Annotated in this window: 20 protein-coding genes and 1 pseudogene; 9 read left to right on the forward strand and 12 right to left on the reverse strand. The window is 68.6% G+C overall.

Going from position 1 to position 16,038, the window contains the following annotated elements; all coding sequences use genetic code 11:
* Positions 1 to 8: 8 nt before the first annotated feature.
* Positions 9 to 755 carry a GUN4 domain-containing protein gene (locus tag KBZ33_RS05230; protein WP_254950849.1) on the reverse strand — a complete coding sequence of 249 codons (747 nt, stop codon included), beginning with the start codon at positions 753 to 755 and terminating at the stop codon, positions 9 to 11.
* Positions 756 to 881: 126 nt separating this feature from the next.
* Between KBZ33_RS05230 and psb28 the strand changes: the two genes are divergently transcribed.
* Genes psb28 through KBZ33_RS05245 form a run of 3 tightly spaced genes read left to right on the forward strand, consistent with a single transcriptional unit; the run spans position 882 to position 3,339 of the window.
* Positions 882 to 1,265, forward strand: a complete 384-nt coding sequence (gene psb28, locus KBZ33_RS05235) for a photosystem II reaction center protein Psb28 (RefSeq protein WP_254950851.1) — start codon at positions 882 to 884, stop codon at positions 1,263 to 1,265.
* Positions 1,262 to 2,335: an AI-2E family transporter gene (locus tag KBZ33_RS05240; protein WP_254950853.1), complete on the forward strand. Its 1,074-nt coding sequence runs from the start codon at positions 1,262 to 1,264 to the stop codon at positions 2,333 to 2,335. The genes psb28 and KBZ33_RS05240 overlap by 4 nt, the downstream gene beginning before the upstream one ends.
* Positions 2,332 to 3,339 carry an AI-2E family transporter gene (locus KBZ33_RS05245; RefSeq protein WP_254950855.1) on the forward strand — a complete coding sequence of 336 codons (1,008 nt, stop codon included), beginning with the start codon at positions 2,332 to 2,334 and terminating at the stop codon, positions 3,337 to 3,339. The genes KBZ33_RS05240 and KBZ33_RS05245 overlap by 4 nt, the downstream gene beginning before the upstream one ends.
* Before the next feature lie 30 nt (positions 3,340 to 3,369).
* Here the strand turns inward: KBZ33_RS05245 and KBZ33_RS05250 are convergent, their stop codons facing one another.
* From KBZ33_RS05250 to rsmA, 7 genes are all read right to left on the reverse strand, one after another.
* A complete protein-coding gene (locus KBZ33_RS05250; protein ID WP_254950856.1) occupies positions 3,370 to 3,594 on the reverse strand; it encodes a hypothetical protein in 225 nt (74 codons plus the stop codon).
* Positions 3,591 to 4,544 carry a protein translocase subunit SecF gene (gene secF, locus KBZ33_RS05255; RefSeq protein WP_254950858.1) on the reverse strand — a complete coding sequence of 318 codons (954 nt, stop codon included), beginning with the start codon at positions 4,542 to 4,544 and terminating at the stop codon, positions 3,591 to 3,593. Before secF ends, KBZ33_RS05250 begins: the two co-directional genes overlap by 4 nt.
* Before the next feature lie 9 nt (positions 4,545 to 4,553).
* Positions 4,554 to 6,080 (reverse strand): protein translocase subunit SecD, encoded by a 1,527-nt coding sequence (secD, locus tag KBZ33_RS05260; protein WP_254950860.1) that lies wholly within the window; start codon positions 6,078 to 6,080, stop codon positions 4,554 to 4,556.
* Position 6,081: 1 nt separating this feature from the next.
* Positions 6,082 to 7,065: a pyruvate dehydrogenase complex E1 component subunit beta gene (locus tag KBZ33_RS05265; protein ID WP_254950861.1), complete on the reverse strand. Its 984-nt coding sequence runs from the start codon at positions 7,063 to 7,065 to the stop codon at positions 6,082 to 6,084.
* A 155-nt stretch (positions 7,066 to 7,220) separates the two neighbouring features.
* Entirely contained in the window at positions 7,221 to 7,523 is a 303-nt protein-coding gene (locus KBZ33_RS05270) for a DUF3082 domain-containing protein (RefSeq protein WP_254950863.1), read from the reverse strand.
* Positions 7,520 to 8,470, reverse strand: coding sequence for a 4-(cytidine 5'-diphospho)-2-C-methyl-D-erythritol kinase (gene ispE / locus KBZ33_RS05275; RefSeq protein ID WP_254950865.1), 951 nt, complete (start codon positions 8,468 to 8,470; stop codon positions 7,520 to 7,522). Before ispE ends, KBZ33_RS05270 begins: the two co-directional genes overlap by 4 nt.
* A gap of 5 nt (positions 8,471 to 8,475) precedes the next feature.
* On the reverse strand, positions 8,476 to 9,321 hold the full coding sequence (rsmA, locus tag KBZ33_RS05280) for a 16S rRNA (adenine(1518)-N(6)/adenine(1519)-N(6))-dimethyltransferase RsmA (RefSeq protein ID WP_254950867.1): 846 nt from the start codon (positions 9,319 to 9,321) through the stop codon (positions 8,476 to 8,478).
* 77 nt (positions 9,322 to 9,398) lie between these two features.
* Here rsmA and KBZ33_RS05285 point away from each other — a divergent pair, with 77 nt between their 5' ends.
* Positions 9,399 to 9,686, forward strand: a complete 288-nt coding sequence (locus KBZ33_RS05285; protein ID WP_254950869.1) for a hypothetical protein — start codon at positions 9,399 to 9,401, stop codon at positions 9,684 to 9,686.
* 24 nt (positions 9,687 to 9,710) lie between these two features.
* Here the strand turns inward: KBZ33_RS05285 and KBZ33_RS05290 are convergent, their stop codons facing one another.
* From KBZ33_RS05290 to KBZ33_RS05300, 3 genes are all read right to left on the reverse strand, one after another.
* Complete coding sequence (locus KBZ33_RS05290) at positions 9,711 to 10,076, reverse strand: YraN family protein (RefSeq protein ID WP_254950871.1); 366 nt, start codon at positions 10,074 to 10,076, stop codon at positions 9,711 to 9,713.
* 61 nt (positions 10,077 to 10,137) lie between these two features.
* The gene (locus KBZ33_RS05295) at positions 10,138 to 10,359 is read right to left on the reverse strand and encodes a DUF2721 domain-containing protein (protein WP_254950873.1); all 222 of its coding nucleotides are present in this window, start codon (positions 10,357 to 10,359) and stop codon (positions 10,138 to 10,140) included.
* Between the two features lie 14 nt (positions 10,360 to 10,373).
* Complete coding sequence (locus KBZ33_RS05300) at positions 10,374 to 12,026, reverse strand: bifunctional diguanylate cyclase/phosphodiesterase (protein WP_254950875.1); 1,653 nt, start codon at positions 12,024 to 12,026, stop codon at positions 10,374 to 10,376.
* 138 nt (positions 12,027 to 12,164) lie between these two features.
* On the opposite strand from KBZ33_RS05300, the gene KBZ33_RS05305 reads away from it, so the two are divergent.
* The 4 genes from KBZ33_RS05305 to KBZ33_RS05320 are packed head-to-tail and all read left to right on the forward strand — an operon-like array spanning position 12,165 to position 14,785.
* On the forward strand, positions 12,165 to 12,680 hold the full coding sequence (locus tag KBZ33_RS05305; protein WP_254950877.1) for a pentapeptide repeat-containing protein: 516 nt from the start codon (positions 12,165 to 12,167) through the stop codon (positions 12,678 to 12,680).
* 10 nt (positions 12,681 to 12,690) lie between these two features.
* Positions 12,691 to 13,137, forward strand: a complete 447-nt coding sequence (locus tag KBZ33_RS05310; protein WP_254950879.1) for a hypothetical protein — start codon at positions 12,691 to 12,693, stop codon at positions 13,135 to 13,137.
* A gap of 44 nt (positions 13,138 to 13,181) precedes the next feature.
* Positions 13,182 to 13,508, forward strand: a complete 327-nt coding sequence (locus KBZ33_RS05315) for a S24 family peptidase (protein WP_315859140.1) — start codon at positions 13,182 to 13,184, stop codon at positions 13,506 to 13,508.
* The gene (locus tag KBZ33_RS05320; RefSeq protein ID WP_254950881.1) at positions 13,505 to 14,785 is read left to right on the forward strand and encodes a Y-family DNA polymerase; all 1,281 of its coding nucleotides are present in this window, start codon (positions 13,505 to 13,507) and stop codon (positions 14,783 to 14,785) included. The genes KBZ33_RS05315 and KBZ33_RS05320 overlap by 4 nt, the downstream gene beginning before the upstream one ends.
* Before the next feature lie 9 nt (positions 14,786 to 14,794).
* Here the strand turns inward: KBZ33_RS05320 and KBZ33_RS05325 are convergent, their stop codons facing one another.
* A complete protein-coding gene (locus tag KBZ33_RS05325; protein ID WP_254950883.1) occupies positions 14,795 to 15,652 on the reverse strand; it encodes a hypothetical protein in 858 nt (285 codons plus the stop codon).
* A gap of 206 nt (positions 15,653 to 15,858) precedes the next feature.
* Here KBZ33_RS05325 and KBZ33_RS05330 point away from each other — a divergent pair.
* Positions 15,859 to 16,038, forward strand: a pseudogene (locus KBZ33_RS05330) (IS5/IS1182 family transposase); the annotation flags it as partial.

A 16,038-nucleotide genomic window follows, 5' to 3' on the forward strand; every position in this document is an offset into this window, starting at 1 on the left:
ACGGAAACCTAACGTGCGCGACCAACCGGCGCCTCCCCCAGGCGAGCCTGTATGGCGGGATGTTGCAAAAGCGCGTCCATCAACCGCACGCCGCGCAGCTGGTTGATCAAGGGCATGTGGCCTTCCGGCGCCTCCTGCGACCACTGGAAGGAGCCCGGATAGCGGGTCCAGGTGCCGTCGCTCTTCCAGCCGAGCCGGGGCCAGAGCCGATCCCACTGGCCCTGACACACCTGCAGCAGCCGGGCCTGGACCGAAAAGCCGAAGCGCCCCTGGGAATAGCAGCACCAGAGACGGTCGAGACTGGTGAGGTCGGTGTCGGGCATCGCCGCGACTTCGCTGAAATAGACATAGCCGCGTCGGACGGCCGCCTCGCCGGCCAGCTGGCGCAAGTGCTCGCTGGTGAGGCGATCGGCCGCTTCGAAGGCTTGCCGCATCAACTGCTGTTGCAGCGGCGCGTAGTCGAAGCCTGCGACGCTGGCGACGGCGAGCCATCCCTCGGGGTGGCGGGCCAGCCAGGCCTCTTGCCGGTCCGGGGCAGCGGAGGCCAGCAACAGTTGGATCAGATGGCCGGCGGCCCAATCGTCGCCGGTGGCATCCAGTCGGTCGAGCCGATCCGGGATTCGATCCAGGAGGTCGGGGCCGGCCTGCTCGAGCGGGGCCAGAAGGCTCCGGCGCTGACGGGCCGACCCTGCGAGGAAACGCTCCAGCAGCTGTTCGGCATCGACGGTGCTGGTAACCGGTGGACCGGAGAGCATGGGCAGACGACCAGCCGAAAAGGCAGCATGGTGGGATCCACTATGTCAGGGCCGATGGGCACTGGCGGAATGGGGAGCGGAGAGGGGGTTCAAGCCTTGCCTAAAGTCCCATTTTCAGAGAATGCCATGGCCGCCGCCATTCAGTTCTTCCGCGGGGTAGACGAGACGGTCGTGCCCGACATCCGAATGACCCGTTCACGGGATGGCCGCACCGGCCAGGCCACCTTCGTGTTCGAGGAGCCCCAGGCCCTGGCCCCCCAGGCGGTGGGCGACATCACCGGCATGTTCATGCTCGATGAAGAGGGCGAGATGGTGACCCGTGAGGTGAAGGCCCGTTTCGTCAACGGCAAGGCCAGCGCCCTGGAAGCCACCTACACCTGGAAGAGCACCACCGATTTCGAGCGCTTCATGCGCTTCGCCCAGCGCTACGCCGATGGCCACGGTCTCGGGTTTGCCGGCCAGGGCGAGGAGCCGGCCGAGGAGGGCCAGGAGGGCCAGGAGGAGGCTTGAAATTCGGCCAGTGGCTGGGTCTGATCGCCCTGCTGGCGGCGCTCCTTCTGCTGTGGAGCCTGCGTGACGCCCTGATTCTGCTGTTCGCCGCCGTGGTGCTCGCCATGGCCCTCTGCACCCTGGTGGGCGCCATCCGCGAACGCATCGGCGTCTCCAGGCCCATGGCCCTGCTGCTGGCTCTGCTACTGGTGACGCTGCTGGTGCTGATCGTCGCCACGGTGGTGATCCCCCCGTTCATCGCCGAGTTCCGCGTGTTGCTGCAGCAGGTGCCGCGGGCCTGGACGGAGTTGTTGACACTGCTGCGCCAGTCGCTTGAGGGCGCGTCCCAGATGCTCTACGGCCGCCGGGAGGCCAGCCTGGACTGGCTGAAATCCAGCCTCTCGATTCCCACCACCCTGCCCCCCGATCTCTTAGGCAGGCTCGGCGGTGGAGCGATCGGCCTGGTGGGCGTGGCCGGGAATCTCGGAGCTGGCCTGCTCCAGACCCTCTTCGTGGTGGTCGTCTCCCTGATGGTCGCCGCCCAGCCCAGCGGCTACCGGGAGGCCCTGCTGCTGCTGGCGCCCTCCTTCTACCGGCGGCGGCTGCGCCAGGTGCTGGTGGCCTGCGGCACTGCTCTCAGCAGCTGGATGGTCGGGGTGCTGATCAGCTCCCTCTGCGTCGGCCTTTTGGCGGCCATTGGTCTATCCCTGCTGGGGGTGAAGCTGGTGGCGGCCAACGCCCTGCTGGCCGGACTGCTCAACATCATCCCCAACGTGGGACCGACGCTGAGCACAATCTTCCCGATGTCGGTGGCCCTTCTGGATGCTCCCTGGAAGGCCCTGGCCGTGTTGCTCGTCTACGTCCTGATCCAGAATCTCGAGAGCTATGTCATCACCCCCTCGGTGATGCACCATCAGCTGCAACTGCTGCCGGGCCTCACCCTCACGGCCCAGCTCCTGTTCACGCTGCTGTTCGGCCCCCTCGGTCTGTTGCTGGCCCTGCCCCTGGCGGTGTGTCTGCAGGTGCTGCTGCGGGACGTGCTGATCCATGACATTCTCGACCCCTGGAAGCGGGAGCGGCGGCAGACATGAAGGCACGCACCCTGCTCGGGGCCCTCGCCCTTGTGGCGCTGTTCCTGCTGCTCTGGGAACTGCGCTTGGTGCTGCTGATCCTCTTCGGTGCGGTGGTGTTGGCGGTGGCGCTGGATGTGCCCACCAGCCTGCTGCGGCGCCTGACTCGCTTGAATCGGGGGGCGGCCCTGTCGCTGGTGCTGCTGGCGTTGCTCGTGATCGGCTGGGTCCTGGGCCAACTGCTGCTGCCGGAAGTGATCGACCAGATCCGCCAGTTCAGCCAGCTGGTACCCCAGCTGATCCAGCGGCTCGGCGACGTGGTGCCCAAGACCCCCCTGCTGCGCGATCTGGAGCGGCAGCTGGCCGATGGCAGCGTCTTGGATCGGCTCCAGCCTTTGGGCGGGCAGCTGCTCGGTGTGGCCGGTGGCGCCGCCAACAGCACGATTCAACTGCTGCTGCTGCTGCTGCTGGCAATCCTGATGGCGCTTGATCCAGTCAGCCATCAACGCCTGGTGATCGCCGCCACGCCCCGCTTCTACCGCCAGCGCATGGAACAGTTGCTGCGCGAATGCCGCGAGGCCCTGGGTGGCTGGTTGGCGGGCATGACCATCTCCGGCACGGTGGTCTTCCTCACCACCTGGGCGGGACTGGCCGTGCTGCAGGTGCCCCTGGCCCTGCTGAGCGGCCTGGTCTGCGGTCTGCTCACCTTCGTGCCCACCATCGGTCCGACCGCCGCCACCCTGCTGCCCCTGGCCGTCGCCCTGCTGATCTCCCCGGCGAAGGTGATCCAGGTGCTCGTGCTGCGGTTGCTGCTTCAGAACGGCGAAGCCTTCCTACTCACCCCCCTGCTGCTGAGCCGCACCGTCAACCTGTTGCCCACGGTGGCCCTGATGGCCCAGCTGAGTCTGGGGGCCCTGCTGGGATTGCCCGGACTGCTGCTGGCCCTGCCCCTGGTGGTGGTGCTGCAGGTGATCTGCGAAGAGGTGCTCGTCCGTGATGTGATGGACCGCTGGGATCAGGTCTGATTCCGCGACAGGCCCGGCGGGTGGTTCGCCTCAGCAGCGGGAGCGGCGGTAGTGGTGCCAGAGGGACGGCTGGCTGAGCAGCACCACCACGGCCAGCAGATGGGACCGCACCGCGGCGGTGACGGCCGTCAGGGTGAAGTGATCCCGGAGCAGGATCAACTCCACCCGCAGATCGATCAGGGCCAGCACCAGCAGCACCAAGGGGAGCAGCGGCCAGCCACGCCTGACCGCTTCGACGCGATCGGAGCGGCTCATCGCTTCGAGAACACCGGTAGAAGGGTGGGGGCCAGGCCGATGCTTGACCAGCTGCCGACGGCAATGCCGAGGGTGAGCGCCACCGCGAACCAGAACAGGGTGCTGCCCCCGAAGAAGATCAGGGCGACCAGGGGCAACAGGGTGGTGAAGGAGGTGTAAAGCGACCTGGTGAGGGTGGCATCCACGGCCACATCCACCTGGTCGATCAGGGGAAGTTCGCCCAGGGTGCGGCGCTGCTCACGGATCCGGTCGTAGACCACCACCGTGTCGTTGACGGAATAGCCGGCGATGGTGATCAGGGAGACGGCGAAGAGGGAATCCACTTCGATGCCCTGCAGCAGTCCGAGCCAGGCGAACAGGCCACAGGTGATCAGAATGTCGTGGGCCAGACACAGCAGGGCCAGGACGGCGAAGATGCCGCTGTAGCGGAAGGAGATATACACCGAGATCCCCACGAAGCTGACCAGCAGGGAGAGGAGGCTGCCCTGCAGGAGGCGTGAGCCCAGGGTGGGGCCGATCGTGTTCACCGAAGTGCCGCTCTTGATCAGCGGGCCGAATCTGGCGGCGAGGTCGTCGATCAGGGCCGTGCTCTGGTCGGCCCCCAGGGCCGGCAGGCGCAGCAGCAGGGAACGGCCCCCATCGAGCACCTGGACGGAGGCACTGCTCAGATTCGGGGCTCGCTCCCCTTCGACTGAGGGCAGGTTGAGGCTGCTGAGGCCCTGGCGGATCTCGGTGGCGCTGACCGCTTTGCAAGGGGCACAGTCGCGCTCCACCTGCACCTGGGTGCCACCGGTGAAATCGAGGCCGGGCCTCAGTGGAGCGTGGATCGCCGGGTTCAGCCAGCAGAGCGCCAGGCCCAGCAGGCTCAGGCCGCAGGCCAGGGCCGATCCCAGCCAGGCCAGGCGCCGGTGGCGGCTGATGCGAAAGCGGGGGGAGGGGACGGGAGTCATGGCAGTCATTCAGGCCGGACCCGCCTGGGCGGCTGCGGGCTTGGCGGGGGGAAGCTGGCGGGCCGGCAGGAAATAGGTGGGGCGCCGCAGGGCCGGATAGCTCATCAACAGACGCAGCAGAGTACGGGTACAGGTAAGGGCCGTGAACAGGCTCAGCAGCAACCCGATCGCCAGGGTCACGGCGAAGCCCTTCACCAGGCCGGTGCCGAGGAAAAACAGGGCCGCGCAGCTGATCAGGCCGGTGGCGTGGCCATCGAAGATCGAAGAAAAGGCCAGGGAGAAGCCCGTGTCGATGGAGCGGATCAAGGTGTTGCCGCCTCGCAGCTCCTCCTTGATGCGCTCGAAGATCAGCACGTTGGCATCCACGGCAATCCCCACCGAGAGGATGAAGCCGGCGATGCCCGGAAGCGTCAGGGTGACGGGAATGAGAGCGTAGATCGCCAGGTTGAACAGGGCATAGAGACTCAGGGCCACCACCGCCACGATCCCCGGCAGGCGATAGACCACCACCATGAACACGGCCACCAGGACCAGGCCCGACAGACCAGCCACCAGGCTGGAGCGGATGTTCTCGGCCCCGAGCGAGGGGCCGACCGTGCGCACCTCGACGATCTTCACCGGCAGGGGCAGGGAGCCACCGCGCAACTGGACCTCCAGGTCGCGGGCCTCTTCGGGGCTGAAATTGCCCGTGATCGAGGCGGATCCTCCGGTGATGCCGGCCACCTTGAACTGCTCGCCGACGCTGGCCTCGCTGATCGATCGGCCATCGAGGACGATTCCCAGCACCCGGCCTGTGCCGGCGATCGACTGGGTCAGGGAGGCGAACTTCTCGCCCCCTTCCCGGTTGAAGCCGAGGGTCACCTCCCAGCCGGTACCGGTGGCCTGCTGCTGGCGACCGGCGCTGGTGAGATCCTTGCCGGTGATCAGCGGCGGCCCGTAGAGGCCGAGGATGCGGCGGTTGGTCTCCCGCAGCAACAGTTCGATCTGATCCACCTCACGGCTGCCGGCGGGAACCTGGATGCCAAGGGAGGTGAGCGCCTTGCTGAGATCCTCAGACGAAAGGGGCGGTGTTTCCGGCGGGGGGGGTGCCGTGGGGGCATCGCTGGGGGAGGGGGGGCGCTTGGCCCGCAGCACGGACTCGGCCTGGCGCTTGAGGCCGAGCAGACCGCGCATCTCCTCCTCGGTGCCGGGCTTCTGGGCGCGGAAGTCGAGCAGGGCCGTGCTGCCGAGCACCCGGGCCGCCTGGCTGGGATCCTGCTCGCCGGGAAGCTGCAGCACCAGCTGGTCGTTGCCCACCGCCTGGAGGGTGGATTCGGCCACCCCGAGCCCGTTGATGCGCCGTTCGAGCACCTCTTTGACGGCCTCCAGCTGTTCGGTGTCCACCCGGGTGATGGCACCGGCGGGCATCACCTGGAGGGTGAGCTGGCTGCCGCCGCGGAGGTCCAGACCCAGCTGCAGGCCGTAGTTGGCCAGCAGGGCAGCGGAAGCGATGGTGAGGGCAAGGATGAGGGCAAACCAGCCCTGTTGGCGTCCCATCTCAGCGACGGCCCGCTTTCAGGTCGAGCGCCGCCGCGACGATCTGGTGCGGCTGAATGATGGTGAGGTTCTCGAGATTGCCGTTGTAGGGCGTGGGAATGTCCTGGGAGGAAAGGCGCAAGGGCCGGGCATCGAGATCGTCGAAGCAGTGCTCCGTGACCAGGGCGATCAGCTCGGCACCGATGCCACCGGTCTTCATACACTCCTCCACCACGATCACCTTGTGGGTCTTGCGGATCGAGCGGGCGATGGTCTCCATGTCGAAAGGCTTGAGGCTGACCAGGTCGATCAGCTCGACATCGACACCCTCCTGCTCCAGCTGCTCCACCGCCTTGAGGCAGTGGTGACGCATGCGGGAGTAGGTGAGGATGGTGACGTCGCTGCCTTCCCGCACCACTTCGGCCTGGTCGAGGGCGCAGATGTAATCCCCTTCGGGGATGTCCTCGCTGAGGTTGTAAAGCAGAACGTGCTCGAAGAAGAGCACGGGGTTGTTATCGCGAATCGCCGCCTTCATCAGGCCCTTGGCGTTGGTGGGGGTGCTGACCGCCACGATCTTGATGCCTGGAACGGCGTGGAAGTAGGCCTCGAGACGCTGGCTGTGCTCGGCACCGAGCTGACGACCGACGCCGCCGGGACCGCGCACCACGGCCGGGATGGTGTAGTTGCCGCCGCTGGTGTAACGCAGCATCCCCATGTTGTTGGAGATCTGGTTGAAGGCGAGCAGCAGGAAGCCCATGTTCATCCCCTCCACGATCGGCCTCAGGCCGGTCATGGCGGCGCCGACGGCCATGCCGGTGAAGCTGTTCTCGGCGATGGGGGTATCCAGCACCCGCAGTTCGCCGTACTTCTCGCAGAGGTCCTTGGTGACCTTGTAGGAGCCGCCGTAATGGCCCACGTCCTCGCCCATGACACAGACATGGGGATCGCGCGCCATCTCCTCGTCGATGGCTTCGCGCAGGGCGTTGAACAGGAGAGTTTCAGCCACGGAGCGGGGGCCTTTGCGCGGCCAACCTATCTCAGCCGCCGGCGGCGAAGGTGCTGAGCAGCAGGACCGACAGGAGCATCCCCGGCAGCAGCAGGACCACCAGCAGACCCAGGTCGTGGGGAGTCATCGGGGCGAAGGACGGCGGCAGCGGCAGCTTAGGAAGGAGATTCCGCTTCGGCCGGCAACAGGCTGCGGATGAACACCAGGAACAGCCCCAGGCCGATGAAGGCGAAGCTGAAGGTGGCCAGGAAGCACATCCCCACCATCAGGGTCTTCATCGCCGTGGCGATGCTCTGGGCGAAGGCCGAATCGAAGTGGGGCGGATGGGTCACGTACCAGCCCACCACCCGCTGGCTGACGCCCAGGCTCAGCCAGGCCAGCAGGCCACTGGTGAGGGCGCCGGACAGGAAGCTCAGCGGTCCCTTGCGCGGCGGCGGTGTGGGTTGTTCGTCCGTCATGGTGGGGGTCCATCCGTCACCAGGCTGACACCGGACCCGCCGCAACGGCAGCACCACGAGGCGAAACCCAGGGCATCGAGCTCCTCCGCCAGGGCGGCCTGGGCCGCCTGGGCCGCCGGCAGGTCGGGATAGAGCGCGTAGAGGCTCGGTCCGGAACCGCTCATCGCCACGGCCAGGGCCTGCGGGCCGCGGCGCAGCAGATCGAGGCCCGAGCGGACGCTCTCCACCTCCGGCGCCACCACCGACTGGAGGTCATTGCGCAGCGGTGGCAGGGGGCCGGAGTCGGCCAGGGCGGCCAGCAGGGGGCCGTGGCGCAGGGCCTGGCGCCGCTGTTCGAAGTCCGCCTCGCTCTCCAGGTAGAAGTCGCTGCGCAGGTCCCGGCAACGGCCGTAGGCCCAGGGCGTGGAGACGCTGGCCTGCGGGTGCTTGAGCAGCAGCACCGCCCGCTTCGCCACCTGCTGCTGCGGCACCGGCTCCAGCCGCTCCCCGCGGCCGAAGCAGAGCTGGGTGCCCCCCTCCAGACAGAAGGGCATGTCGGATCCCAGTTCGGCCGCCAGGCCATGCAGCCGTTCGCTGCCCAGAGATAAACCCCAGAGGGCATCAAGACCCACCAGGGCGGCGGCCCCATCGCTGGAGCCGCCCGCCAGGCCAGCGCCGATGGGGATGCGCTTGTGCAATGTGATCTCCACCCCCAGCTCCGGCAGGCCCACGCGGGAACGCAACAGCTCCGCCGCCTTGACGATCAGGTTGCTGCCGTCGGTGGGCAGGTCCGCATCGTCACAGCGCAGCCGGATCGTGGCATCGGCACTGGCACGCAGCACCAGGGTGTCGGCCAGGTCGATGCTCTGCATCACCATCGCCAGCTCGTGGTAGCCGTCGGGCCGCAGGCCCAGCACCTCGAGCTGCAGGTTGATCTTGGCGGGGGCCCGCACCGTCACATCTGCCATCGGGCTCACGCTCCGCCGGGGTCGGCGCTGGAGGACCGATTCAAGCCGGTGGCGAGCGCGAGCCACTGGGCGGGCGCCAGCTCCTGGGGCCGCTGCTGCAGGTCCACACCGGCGCCGACGGCCAGCTCCAGCAGCTCCGGCGCCGGCAGCAGGCCCGCCAGGCTGGTGCGCAGCATCTTGCGCCGTCCGGCGAAGCAGCGCCGCAGCAGGCTCTCCACCGCCAGGGCCTGGTCCAGCGGTGGCAGGTCCGCCGCCGCCACAGGTTCGATCACGATCACCTCCGAGGTGACCTTCGGCGGGGGCGAGAAGCAGCGGGGCGGCACTGTGCAGACGCTGCTGCAGCGGGCCAGTACCTGCATCCGCACGCTGAGGGCTGAGAAGGCGCTGCTGCCCGGCCGGGCCCGGATGCGCTGGCCCACCTCCTGCTGCACCAGCAGCACCAACCGCTCGAAGCGGCAGGGGGCCGGGCGGCCGAGGCGGCCCACCAGCACCTCCAACAGCGGACCCGTGATGTTGTACGGGATGTTGGCGACCACCTTGGTGGGACGGGGCCGGTCGGGGCAGGGCAGCGCCAGTTCAAGCACGTCCCCCTCGATCAGGCTGAAGCGCCCGTCGCCGCCGAAGCGCTGCCGCAGGCCCACCACCAGGTCCCGGTCCAGCTCCACGGCCAGCAGGGACGCCGCCGGGGACGCCAGCAACCGTTCGGTCAGGGCGCCCCGCCCCGGGCCCACCTCCAGGACATGGTCGGCGCCGTGCAGATCGGCGGCGGCCACGATGCGATCAAGGATCTGGGGGTCGCTGAGCCAGTGCTGGCCGAAGCGCTTGCGGGCCCGGTGGCCGCTGAAGGTCATGGAGGCGCCGGCAGGTCTCCCCAGATTGCAGGGCCGTCAGGACTGGCTAGAGCAGGAAGAGTGATCCCCCCTCTGCCATGGCCCATGGTTTCCGCCTGACCGTCGCCCTGCTGGCCGGCGGTCTTGCCCTGCTGGCCGGCGCCGCCCACGCCGGCAGCGTCACCGCCGAATCGATCTTCGACCGTGAGGCCACCCGCCAGCAGGCCAAGAGCCAGGTGCCCAAAGGCGCCACGGTGACCCGCACGGTCTGCGAAGACCTGGAAGTGGGCATGGGCAACACCCGTTACCGCTGCACGGTCTTCTACACAACAACCCCGGCCAGCCCAGCCCCAGCCACGGCCGCTCCGGCCTCCAGCCAGCCCTGAGCCGGCTCGCCGGCCCGGAAGCGTTCAATCACCCAGCCGGATCCAGCGCACCGGCGCCCGCGAGGGCGGCAGTGGCACCAGGGCCGCCACCTGCTCCACCGGCGTCCGCTCCCAGTCGGGGTGGGCCGCCAGCCAGCAGTTCCAGGCCCGCTCCAGGCGTTGCCGCTTCGGCCAGCGCAGCGCGGCGGTGCCCGAGCCATCGAGACCCGAGCGCCGGCGCCCCTTCACTTCCACCAGCAGCAGACGCCCCGGCTTGTGGAGCACCAGGTCGAGTTCCCCCCAAGGGCAGCGCCAGTTGCGCTCCAGCAACTGCCAGCCCTGGAGCCGCAACAGCCGCAGCACCCGCTGCTCCGCCCAGGCTCCCTGACGCTGGGCGGGGCTGGGGGGCATGGGGAGGGCTCATCTACTCCAGGGTTCCCCGCGACCGGCACTCCCGCAACCGGCGTGGGTCTCAGTAGTACCGGCGCGGGTTCTGGCTGATGGCCAGCTGCACCTCCAGCAGGAACAACAGCAGGCCGACGATCATGGTGCCCATGGCCGCCACGAACAGGGGCACCACGATGGCCGTCACGTCCAGGGCCGCCACGGCACTCTGGATCGCCTTGGAGAGGCCGGCCACGGAGCGCCCATCGCCCACATCCACGGACAGCAGCAGCGGGACAATCCAGTGCATGCGGCCGGGACCGTTCAGGCCGCTGGGGTGATCTGACTCTGGAGCAGGGCCTCCAACTCCAGATCCGAAAGGGGCGCCGACAGCTGGTAGCCCTGGCCGTGGCGACAACCGAGGCTGAGCAACATCTGCCGCTGGCGGGAGCGTTCCACCCCTTCCACCACCACCATGATCCCGGTGGCGTCGCTGAGCCGGATCACCGCACTGAGCATGGCCTGCTGCAGCTGGTCGTAGTCGATGGCGGAGATGAGGCTCCTGTCGATCTTGACCTCACTGAACGGCAGTTCGGTGAGCCGCTGCAAGCCGGAATAACCGGTGCCGAAATCATCCATGGCCAGCTCGAATCCCTGCCGCCGCAAGTCCCGCAGCTGGTTGACGACGTGGCTCGACATCTCCAGGATGCTGCCTTCGGTGAGCTCCAGGACGATGCGACCGGGGGTCAAGTGGTGACGTTCCAGGGCCATCAGCAGGTCGCTGCTCCAAGTGGGGTCCTGCACCTGGAGGGGCGAGACGTTGACGCAGATCTTGCCCAGCTGCAGCCCGGCCCCATCCCAGCGGTGCAGGGCCTCAAACGCCCGCTCCATCACCCAGCGCCCCAGGGACGAGATCTGGGCCGTGGCCTCGGCCACGTCGATGAAATCGGCGGGGGACTGGCGGCCCAGCACCGGATCATCCCAGCGACAGAGCACCTCGGCGGCGATCACCCGGCCGGATTCCAGCTCGATGATCGGCTGATAGGCCAGCTCCAGCTGCTCCTGCTCGATCGCCAGGGCCAGGGGACGGGCCAGCAGTTCCTGCAGCTGGACGGACCGTTCCACCGGCGAGGCGATGCTGCAACTGGGGAACGGCTGGCGATGGGTTTCCTCCAGCGCCCGCGTGGCGGCCTCCAGCAGCACGGCGAACTCCTTGCCATCGTCCGGGGCGCGGCTGATCCCCACGTTCAGTGAGGGCTCGATGACATGCTCCAGCACCGTGGTGGGTGCCTCCAGGCAGGCGAGCAGCGCGCCGGCCATGTCCCGCACCGTGTCGATGCCCATGGCTCCCGGCAGCAGGGCCAGCAGGCGGTCACCCCCCTGGCGGGAGAAGAAGCCATCGGCCGGAAGGGCCGCTTCCAGCCGGTGGGCGATCTCCTCGATCAGGGCCTCGCAGGCGGCGATGCCCAGCCGGCCACGCACCAGGTCGAGCTGCAGCACCTGCAGGTGCAGCAGCACGGCGCCATCCGCGTAGCGGGCCGTGACCAGGTCATCGAGGTCAGCCAGCGTCACCCGCTGGTTGAGCAGCTCCAGCAGGCACCAGATGCCCTCCGTTGCGCTACTGGCCGGCAGGCGGGTAAGGGATAGGGGAATCACCCCATCGGCCACCGGGGAACCGGCCAGTTCGCTGCTCAGGGTGGCCACGGCACCCCGCAGCAGCGGTGCCACGTCAGCGGCGCAGAGCTCCTGCAGGCCCCGCTGGCGCAACGCTTCCACGTCCAGTCCCGAACGCCGGCAGAACGCCCGATTCGCTGCCAGGATCGTCCCCTGGCCATCCGCCAGGGCCGCCGGCCTGTCGATCCGCTCCAACAGGCCCTCGATCGCTCCGGTCCCTGATCGCTGGACATCCCCTGGCCGGACGTCCCCTGGCTCGACATCCTTGGGTTGAAAGTCCTTGGGTTGGAGGTCCTGGGCCATCCACGGATTCGGAGATCGAACGGGCCGGACAACCGGACCCGTGCCACGCTAGTCGCCCTGTCCCCATCGGCATCGCTCCGCGGGCCACGGAGTGGTGCGGCCCCCTTGCCTAGGCTGAAGTCCTTCGCTCCATCCTCGATGGCGAGCCCGCTCTTCCTGCCGCTCTCCCTGCCCCGGCCCCTGACCCTCCTGCTGTCCCTGTGTCTGGGCGGCCTCCTGCTGCTGGCCGGCCCCCTGCCGGTGGCGGCGGCGATGGATTACGCCAAGCAGGTGCTGATCGGAGCCGATTTCCATGGCGCCGATCTACGCGGCGTCACCTTCAACCTCACCAACCTGCGCGACGCCGATCTCTCCGGGGCCGACCTGCGCGGCGCCAGCCTGTTCGGCGCCAAGCTCCAGGACGCTGATCTGAGCGGCAGCGATCTGCGGGACGCGACCCTGGATTCGGCCGTGTTTGAGGGCACCGACCTGCGCAACGCCCGCCTCGACGACGCCTTCGCCTTCAACACCAAATTCCGCGGGGTGCTCATCGACGGCGCCGACTTCACCAACGTGCCCCTGCGCGGCGATGCCCTCACCAGCCTCTGCGCCGCCGCCAGCGGCACCAATCCCGTCAGCGGTCGGCTCACCCGCGACACACTGAACTGCAGCTGAGCCCGCCCCGATGAGCTTCGATGCCCGCAGCCGCGAACGGCTGGAGGCCCTCGGCCGCCAGCTGCCCAGCAAGCTTCCGGCTCCGCCACCGCCCACCCCGGTGGCTGGCGATGCGACCCCCGGCAGCCGGGCGGTCGACCGTCGCCATCCCGTCGAAACCGAGCAGGACCCCCAGAAGCTGTTCCGCGGCCTGATGGACGTCAGCGCTGACGGCAGCGTGCCGCCCCACCTGCTGGAGCGGCTGCGGCAACTGGAGGCGCCTGCTCCGATGAACCCCACCGCCAGCGGCGGCAGCACCGGCAGCGACCTGAGCGGCAACGGCCAGCGTCCCGCCTCCCCTGGCCGCCGCCGGAGCCAGACCCCCCGGACCGGCAGGAGTTCCCGCCCCTCGGCCGGCGACCCCGACCAGGACCTCTACACCGCCTTCCAGCAACTGCTGCTGGAGGACGACGACTGATCAGTACATTCGTACTAAGCTGAAGGCCGTCGCCCGGGACCGGGATGGGGGTCGACCTCAACGAACAGCTGAACCTCCACCCCGGCCGCACCCTGCTGCTGCGCGTCTGCGGCGACTCGATGCTCGGTGCCGGCATCCGCCACGGCGACCTGCTCGTCGTGGACCGGGAGGCCACGCCCCGATCGGGCCGCATCGTGGTAGCCCTGCTGGAGGGGGGATTCACCCTCAAGCGCCTGGTGCGCCGGGGGGCGCACTGGTGGCTGGAGCCGGCCAACCCCGCCTACCCGCCCCTCGCCCTCGGTGGCCGCGACGACGACCGCCTCTGGGGCGTGGCCGTGCACGTGATCCGTTCGCTGCCGGGGGGGCGATGAGCCAGGCCACCGTGCTGGTCGACGGCAACAACTTCTACGCCTCCTGCGAAGCGGCCCTCGACCCCTCCGTGATCGGCAAGCCCCTGGTGGTGCTCTCCAATAACGACGGTTGCATCGTCTCCCGCAGCGCCGAGGCCCGCGCCATGGGCATTCCCATGGGCGCCCCCTGGTTTCAGGTGCGCCACGACCTGGAGCGCCGCGGCGTGATCGTGCGCAGTTCCAACTACGGCCTCTACGCCGACATGAGCCAGCGGCTGATGGCCAGCCTCGAAGCCTGGGTGGAGGAGCTGGAGGTCTATTCCATCGACGAGGCCTTCGGCCGTCTGCACCGCCCCCCCGGCGACGGCGACCTCACCGTCTGGGGAAAAGACCTGCGCCGGCAGCTGCGCCGCCAGCTGGGCCTGCCGGTGGCGGTGGGCATCGCCCCCACCAAGGTGCTGGCCAAGATCGCCAACCGCATCGCCAAACGCGACCTCTCCCATGGCGGCGTCTTCGATCTGGGCCAGGTCGGGGATCCGGGCCCCTGGCTGGAGGCGATCGCCATCGAGGACGTCTGGGGCATCGGCCGCAAGCTGTCCCGCTGGTGCCGGTTGCGGGGCATCAGCCAGGCCCGGGCCCTGCGCGACATGCCGAGCGGCGAACTGCGGCACCGCTGTGGCGTCGTCGGGGTGCGCCTGCAGCAGGAACTGCGCGGCCACAGCTGCCTGCCCCTGGTGGCCGTGCCGCCGGCGAAGCAGGAAACCTGCGTCAGCCGCAGTTTCAGCGAACCGGTCACCAGCCTCGAGGACCTGCGGCAGGCGATCGCCACCTACCTCAGCCGGGCTTGCGAAAAGCTGCGCCGCCAGGGGCAGCGGGCGAGCAGCGTCACGGTGTTCGTGCGCAGCAGCCCCTTCAACGGCACCCGCTTCTATGCCAATGCCGCCACCGTCGCCCTGCCGCTGCCAAGCAACGACACCGCCGTGCTGCTCGCCGCCGCCCTGCCCCTGGCCGAGCGGCTGTTCCGGCCCCACAAGCCGCTGCAGAAGGCGGGCGTGCTGCTGCAGGATCTGCAGCCGGTGGGGCTGCTGCAGCACCACCTGCTGGCCCCGCTGCCACCGGAACAACAGCAGCGGCGCGAGGCCCTGATGGCCGCCGTCGACGGCCTCAACCGCCGCTACGGCAGCGGCACGGTGCAGTGGGCCGCCTGCGGCCTGCGGCCCCGCTGGACGATGCGCCGCTCGCGCCTGTCGAGGGCCGCCACCACCCGGCTGAGCGATGTCCCGGTGGTGCGGGCCTAGATCGGGCCTTCAGGGGCGCTTCACAGGGGGGGGCTGGCCTGCCCCTGGCGAGGCTGGGTCCTCCCCATCGTCTTGAAGCGATGCAAGCCAGGCCGCATCCACCGGCTGCCGGGAACGTCGGCCCAGGCCTTGACGAAAACGCAGGACGTCCGGCAGATGAAGGACGTGGAGCAGCAGGCTGGAGCCTCCACGCTTGAGCTGACCAATGGCCGCGAAGCAGACAGCCAGGGCGAGGGCCGCCAGGCCATCGGTGATCCAGCCCAGCAATCCCCCCTGCAGGCGCAGCTTGCGCAGCTCTGCCAGGCGGTAGTCGGCGCGCTGAATCTGGGGCTGGAGTTGATCAAGCACCACGGCCCGCACCTGGTCGAGGGGCTTGGTGAACGCGCCCTGGATCTGGGCGGGAGCGCCGGGCAGTTGGCTGATTGCCCGTTTCAGGGCCGCTTCACTCTTGGCGAAGCGGATCTCCTCAGCCACCTGCTTCACCTGGCGCATGGCGCGCAGTTCCACGCTGTTGCCGTCACCGAGCAGCTTCAGCCCCGCATGGGTTTGCAAAGGGATCAGCAACAGAAAGCCGATGGCGGCGAAAAAGGCGAGCCGCCGCATCCACTGCACCTGGTCGGCCAGGCGGGTGGACTGGGAGCGCAAGAGCTGGGCCAGCAGCAGCAGCACCGCCCCCAGCAAGGGAAACAGTGCCGTGGTGCGCAGGGCATTGGCCAGTTTCAACTGCCAGGCGGGCTGCAGCAACGCCACCGGCAGCACCAGCTTGAGCAGGAAGGCGACAAACAGGCCAAACAGCCCGTAGCCGATGTACTGAAGCACCAGAGAAAGCTCGCGACGGGCTTCGCTATCGGAGAAGGACGTTCTCATAGGCAGACGATGAACAAAATCAAGGCGAACGCCACACGGGATAAAGGGGTGAAACGGCAGACAACGTAGAAAAACCCTGAAGGAGCAAGGGTTTCAGCCACGGATGTGGACCGTTCTGATCATCAGCTCCTGCGGCTACATGCCCCTAAGAGTTTGCTGAAAAACCCGGCCACCTCTGCGAGAATGCATCAACTGCCCATTCGTTGATGCGAGGCCAACAGGAGCGCAGCGGCTCCCTGTTCTCCTACGTCTCGATCGAGGAGCGGATCCCGAGCAGCCATCCGCTCAGGCGGATTCGCAAGCTGGCGGATCAGGCGCTTGATCGGCTCAATCCCACTTTCTGCAGGCTGTACGCCTCAGAGGGACGACCATCGGTTCCACCGGAG

This window comes from Cyanobium sp. Cruz-8D1 (assembly GCF_024345975.1).
Lineage (GTDB): Bacteria > Cyanobacteriota > Cyanobacteriia > PCC-6307 > Cyanobiaceae > Cyanobium.

Bases quoted from the DNA above. Each gene is read 5' to 3' on its own strand.
- KBZ33_RS05230 (WP_254950849.1), bottom strand. From the start codon at position 755: ATGCTCTCCGGTCCACCGGTTACCAGCACCGTCGATGCCGAACAGCTG.
- psb28 (WP_254950851.1), top strand. From the start codon at position 882: ATGGCCGCCGCCATTCAGTTCTTCCGCGGGGTAGACGAGACGGTCGTG.
- KBZ33_RS05245 (WP_254950855.1), top strand. From the start codon at position 2,332: ATGAAGGCACGCACCCTGCTCGGGGCCCTCGCCCTTGTGGCGCTGTTC.
- KBZ33_RS05250 (WP_254950856.1), bottom strand. From the start codon at position 3,594: ATGAGCCGCTCCGATCGCGTCGAAGCGGTCAGGCGTGGCTGGCCGCTG.
- secF (WP_254950858.1), bottom strand. From the start codon at position 4,544: ATGACTCCCGTCCCCTCCCCCCGCTTTCGCATCAGCCGCCACCGGCGC.
- secD (WP_254950860.1), bottom strand. From the start codon at position 6,080: ATGGGACGCCAACAGGGCTGGTTTGCCCTCATCCTTGCCCTCACCATC.
- KBZ33_RS05270 (WP_254950863.1), bottom strand. From the start codon at position 7,523: ATGACGGACGAACAACCCACACCGCCGCCGCGCAAGGGACCGCTGAGC.
- ispE (WP_254950865.1), bottom strand. From the start codon at position 8,470: ATGGCAGATGTGACGGTGCGGGCCCCCGCCAAGATCAACCTGCAGCTC.
- rsmA (WP_254950867.1), bottom strand. From the start codon at position 9,321: ATGACCTTCAGCGGCCACCGGGCCCGCAAGCGCTTCGGCCAGCACTGG.
- KBZ33_RS05285 (WP_254950869.1), top strand. From the start codon at position 9,399: ATGGCCCATGGTTTCCGCCTGACCGTCGCCCTGCTGGCCGGCGGTCTT.
- KBZ33_RS05290 (WP_254950871.1), bottom strand. From the start codon at position 10,076: ATGCCCCCCAGCCCCGCCCAGCGTCAGGGAGCCTGGGCGGAGCAGCGG.
- KBZ33_RS05295 (WP_254950873.1), bottom strand. From the start codon at position 10,359: ATGCACTGGATTGTCCCGCTGCTGCTGTCCGTGGATGTGGGCGATGGG.
- KBZ33_RS05300 (WP_254950875.1), bottom strand. From the start codon at position 12,026: ATGGCCCAGGACCTCCAACCCAAGGACTTTCAACCCAAGGATGTCGAG.
- KBZ33_RS05305 (WP_254950877.1), top strand. From the start codon at position 12,165: ATGGCGAGCCCGCTCTTCCTGCCGCTCTCCCTGCCCCGGCCCCTGACC.
- KBZ33_RS05310 (WP_254950879.1), top strand. From the start codon at position 12,691: ATGAGCTTCGATGCCCGCAGCCGCGAACGGCTGGAGGCCCTCGGCCGC.
- KBZ33_RS05315 (WP_315859140.1), top strand. From the start codon at position 13,182: ATGGGGGTCGACCTCAACGAACAGCTGAACCTCCACCCCGGCCGCACC.
- KBZ33_RS05320 (WP_254950881.1), top strand. From the start codon at position 13,505: ATGAGCCAGGCCACCGTGCTGGTCGACGGCAACAACTTCTACGCCTCC.
- KBZ33_RS05325 (WP_254950883.1), bottom strand. From the start codon at position 15,652: ATGAGAACGTCCTTCTCCGATAGCGAAGCCCGTCGCGAGCTTTCTCTG.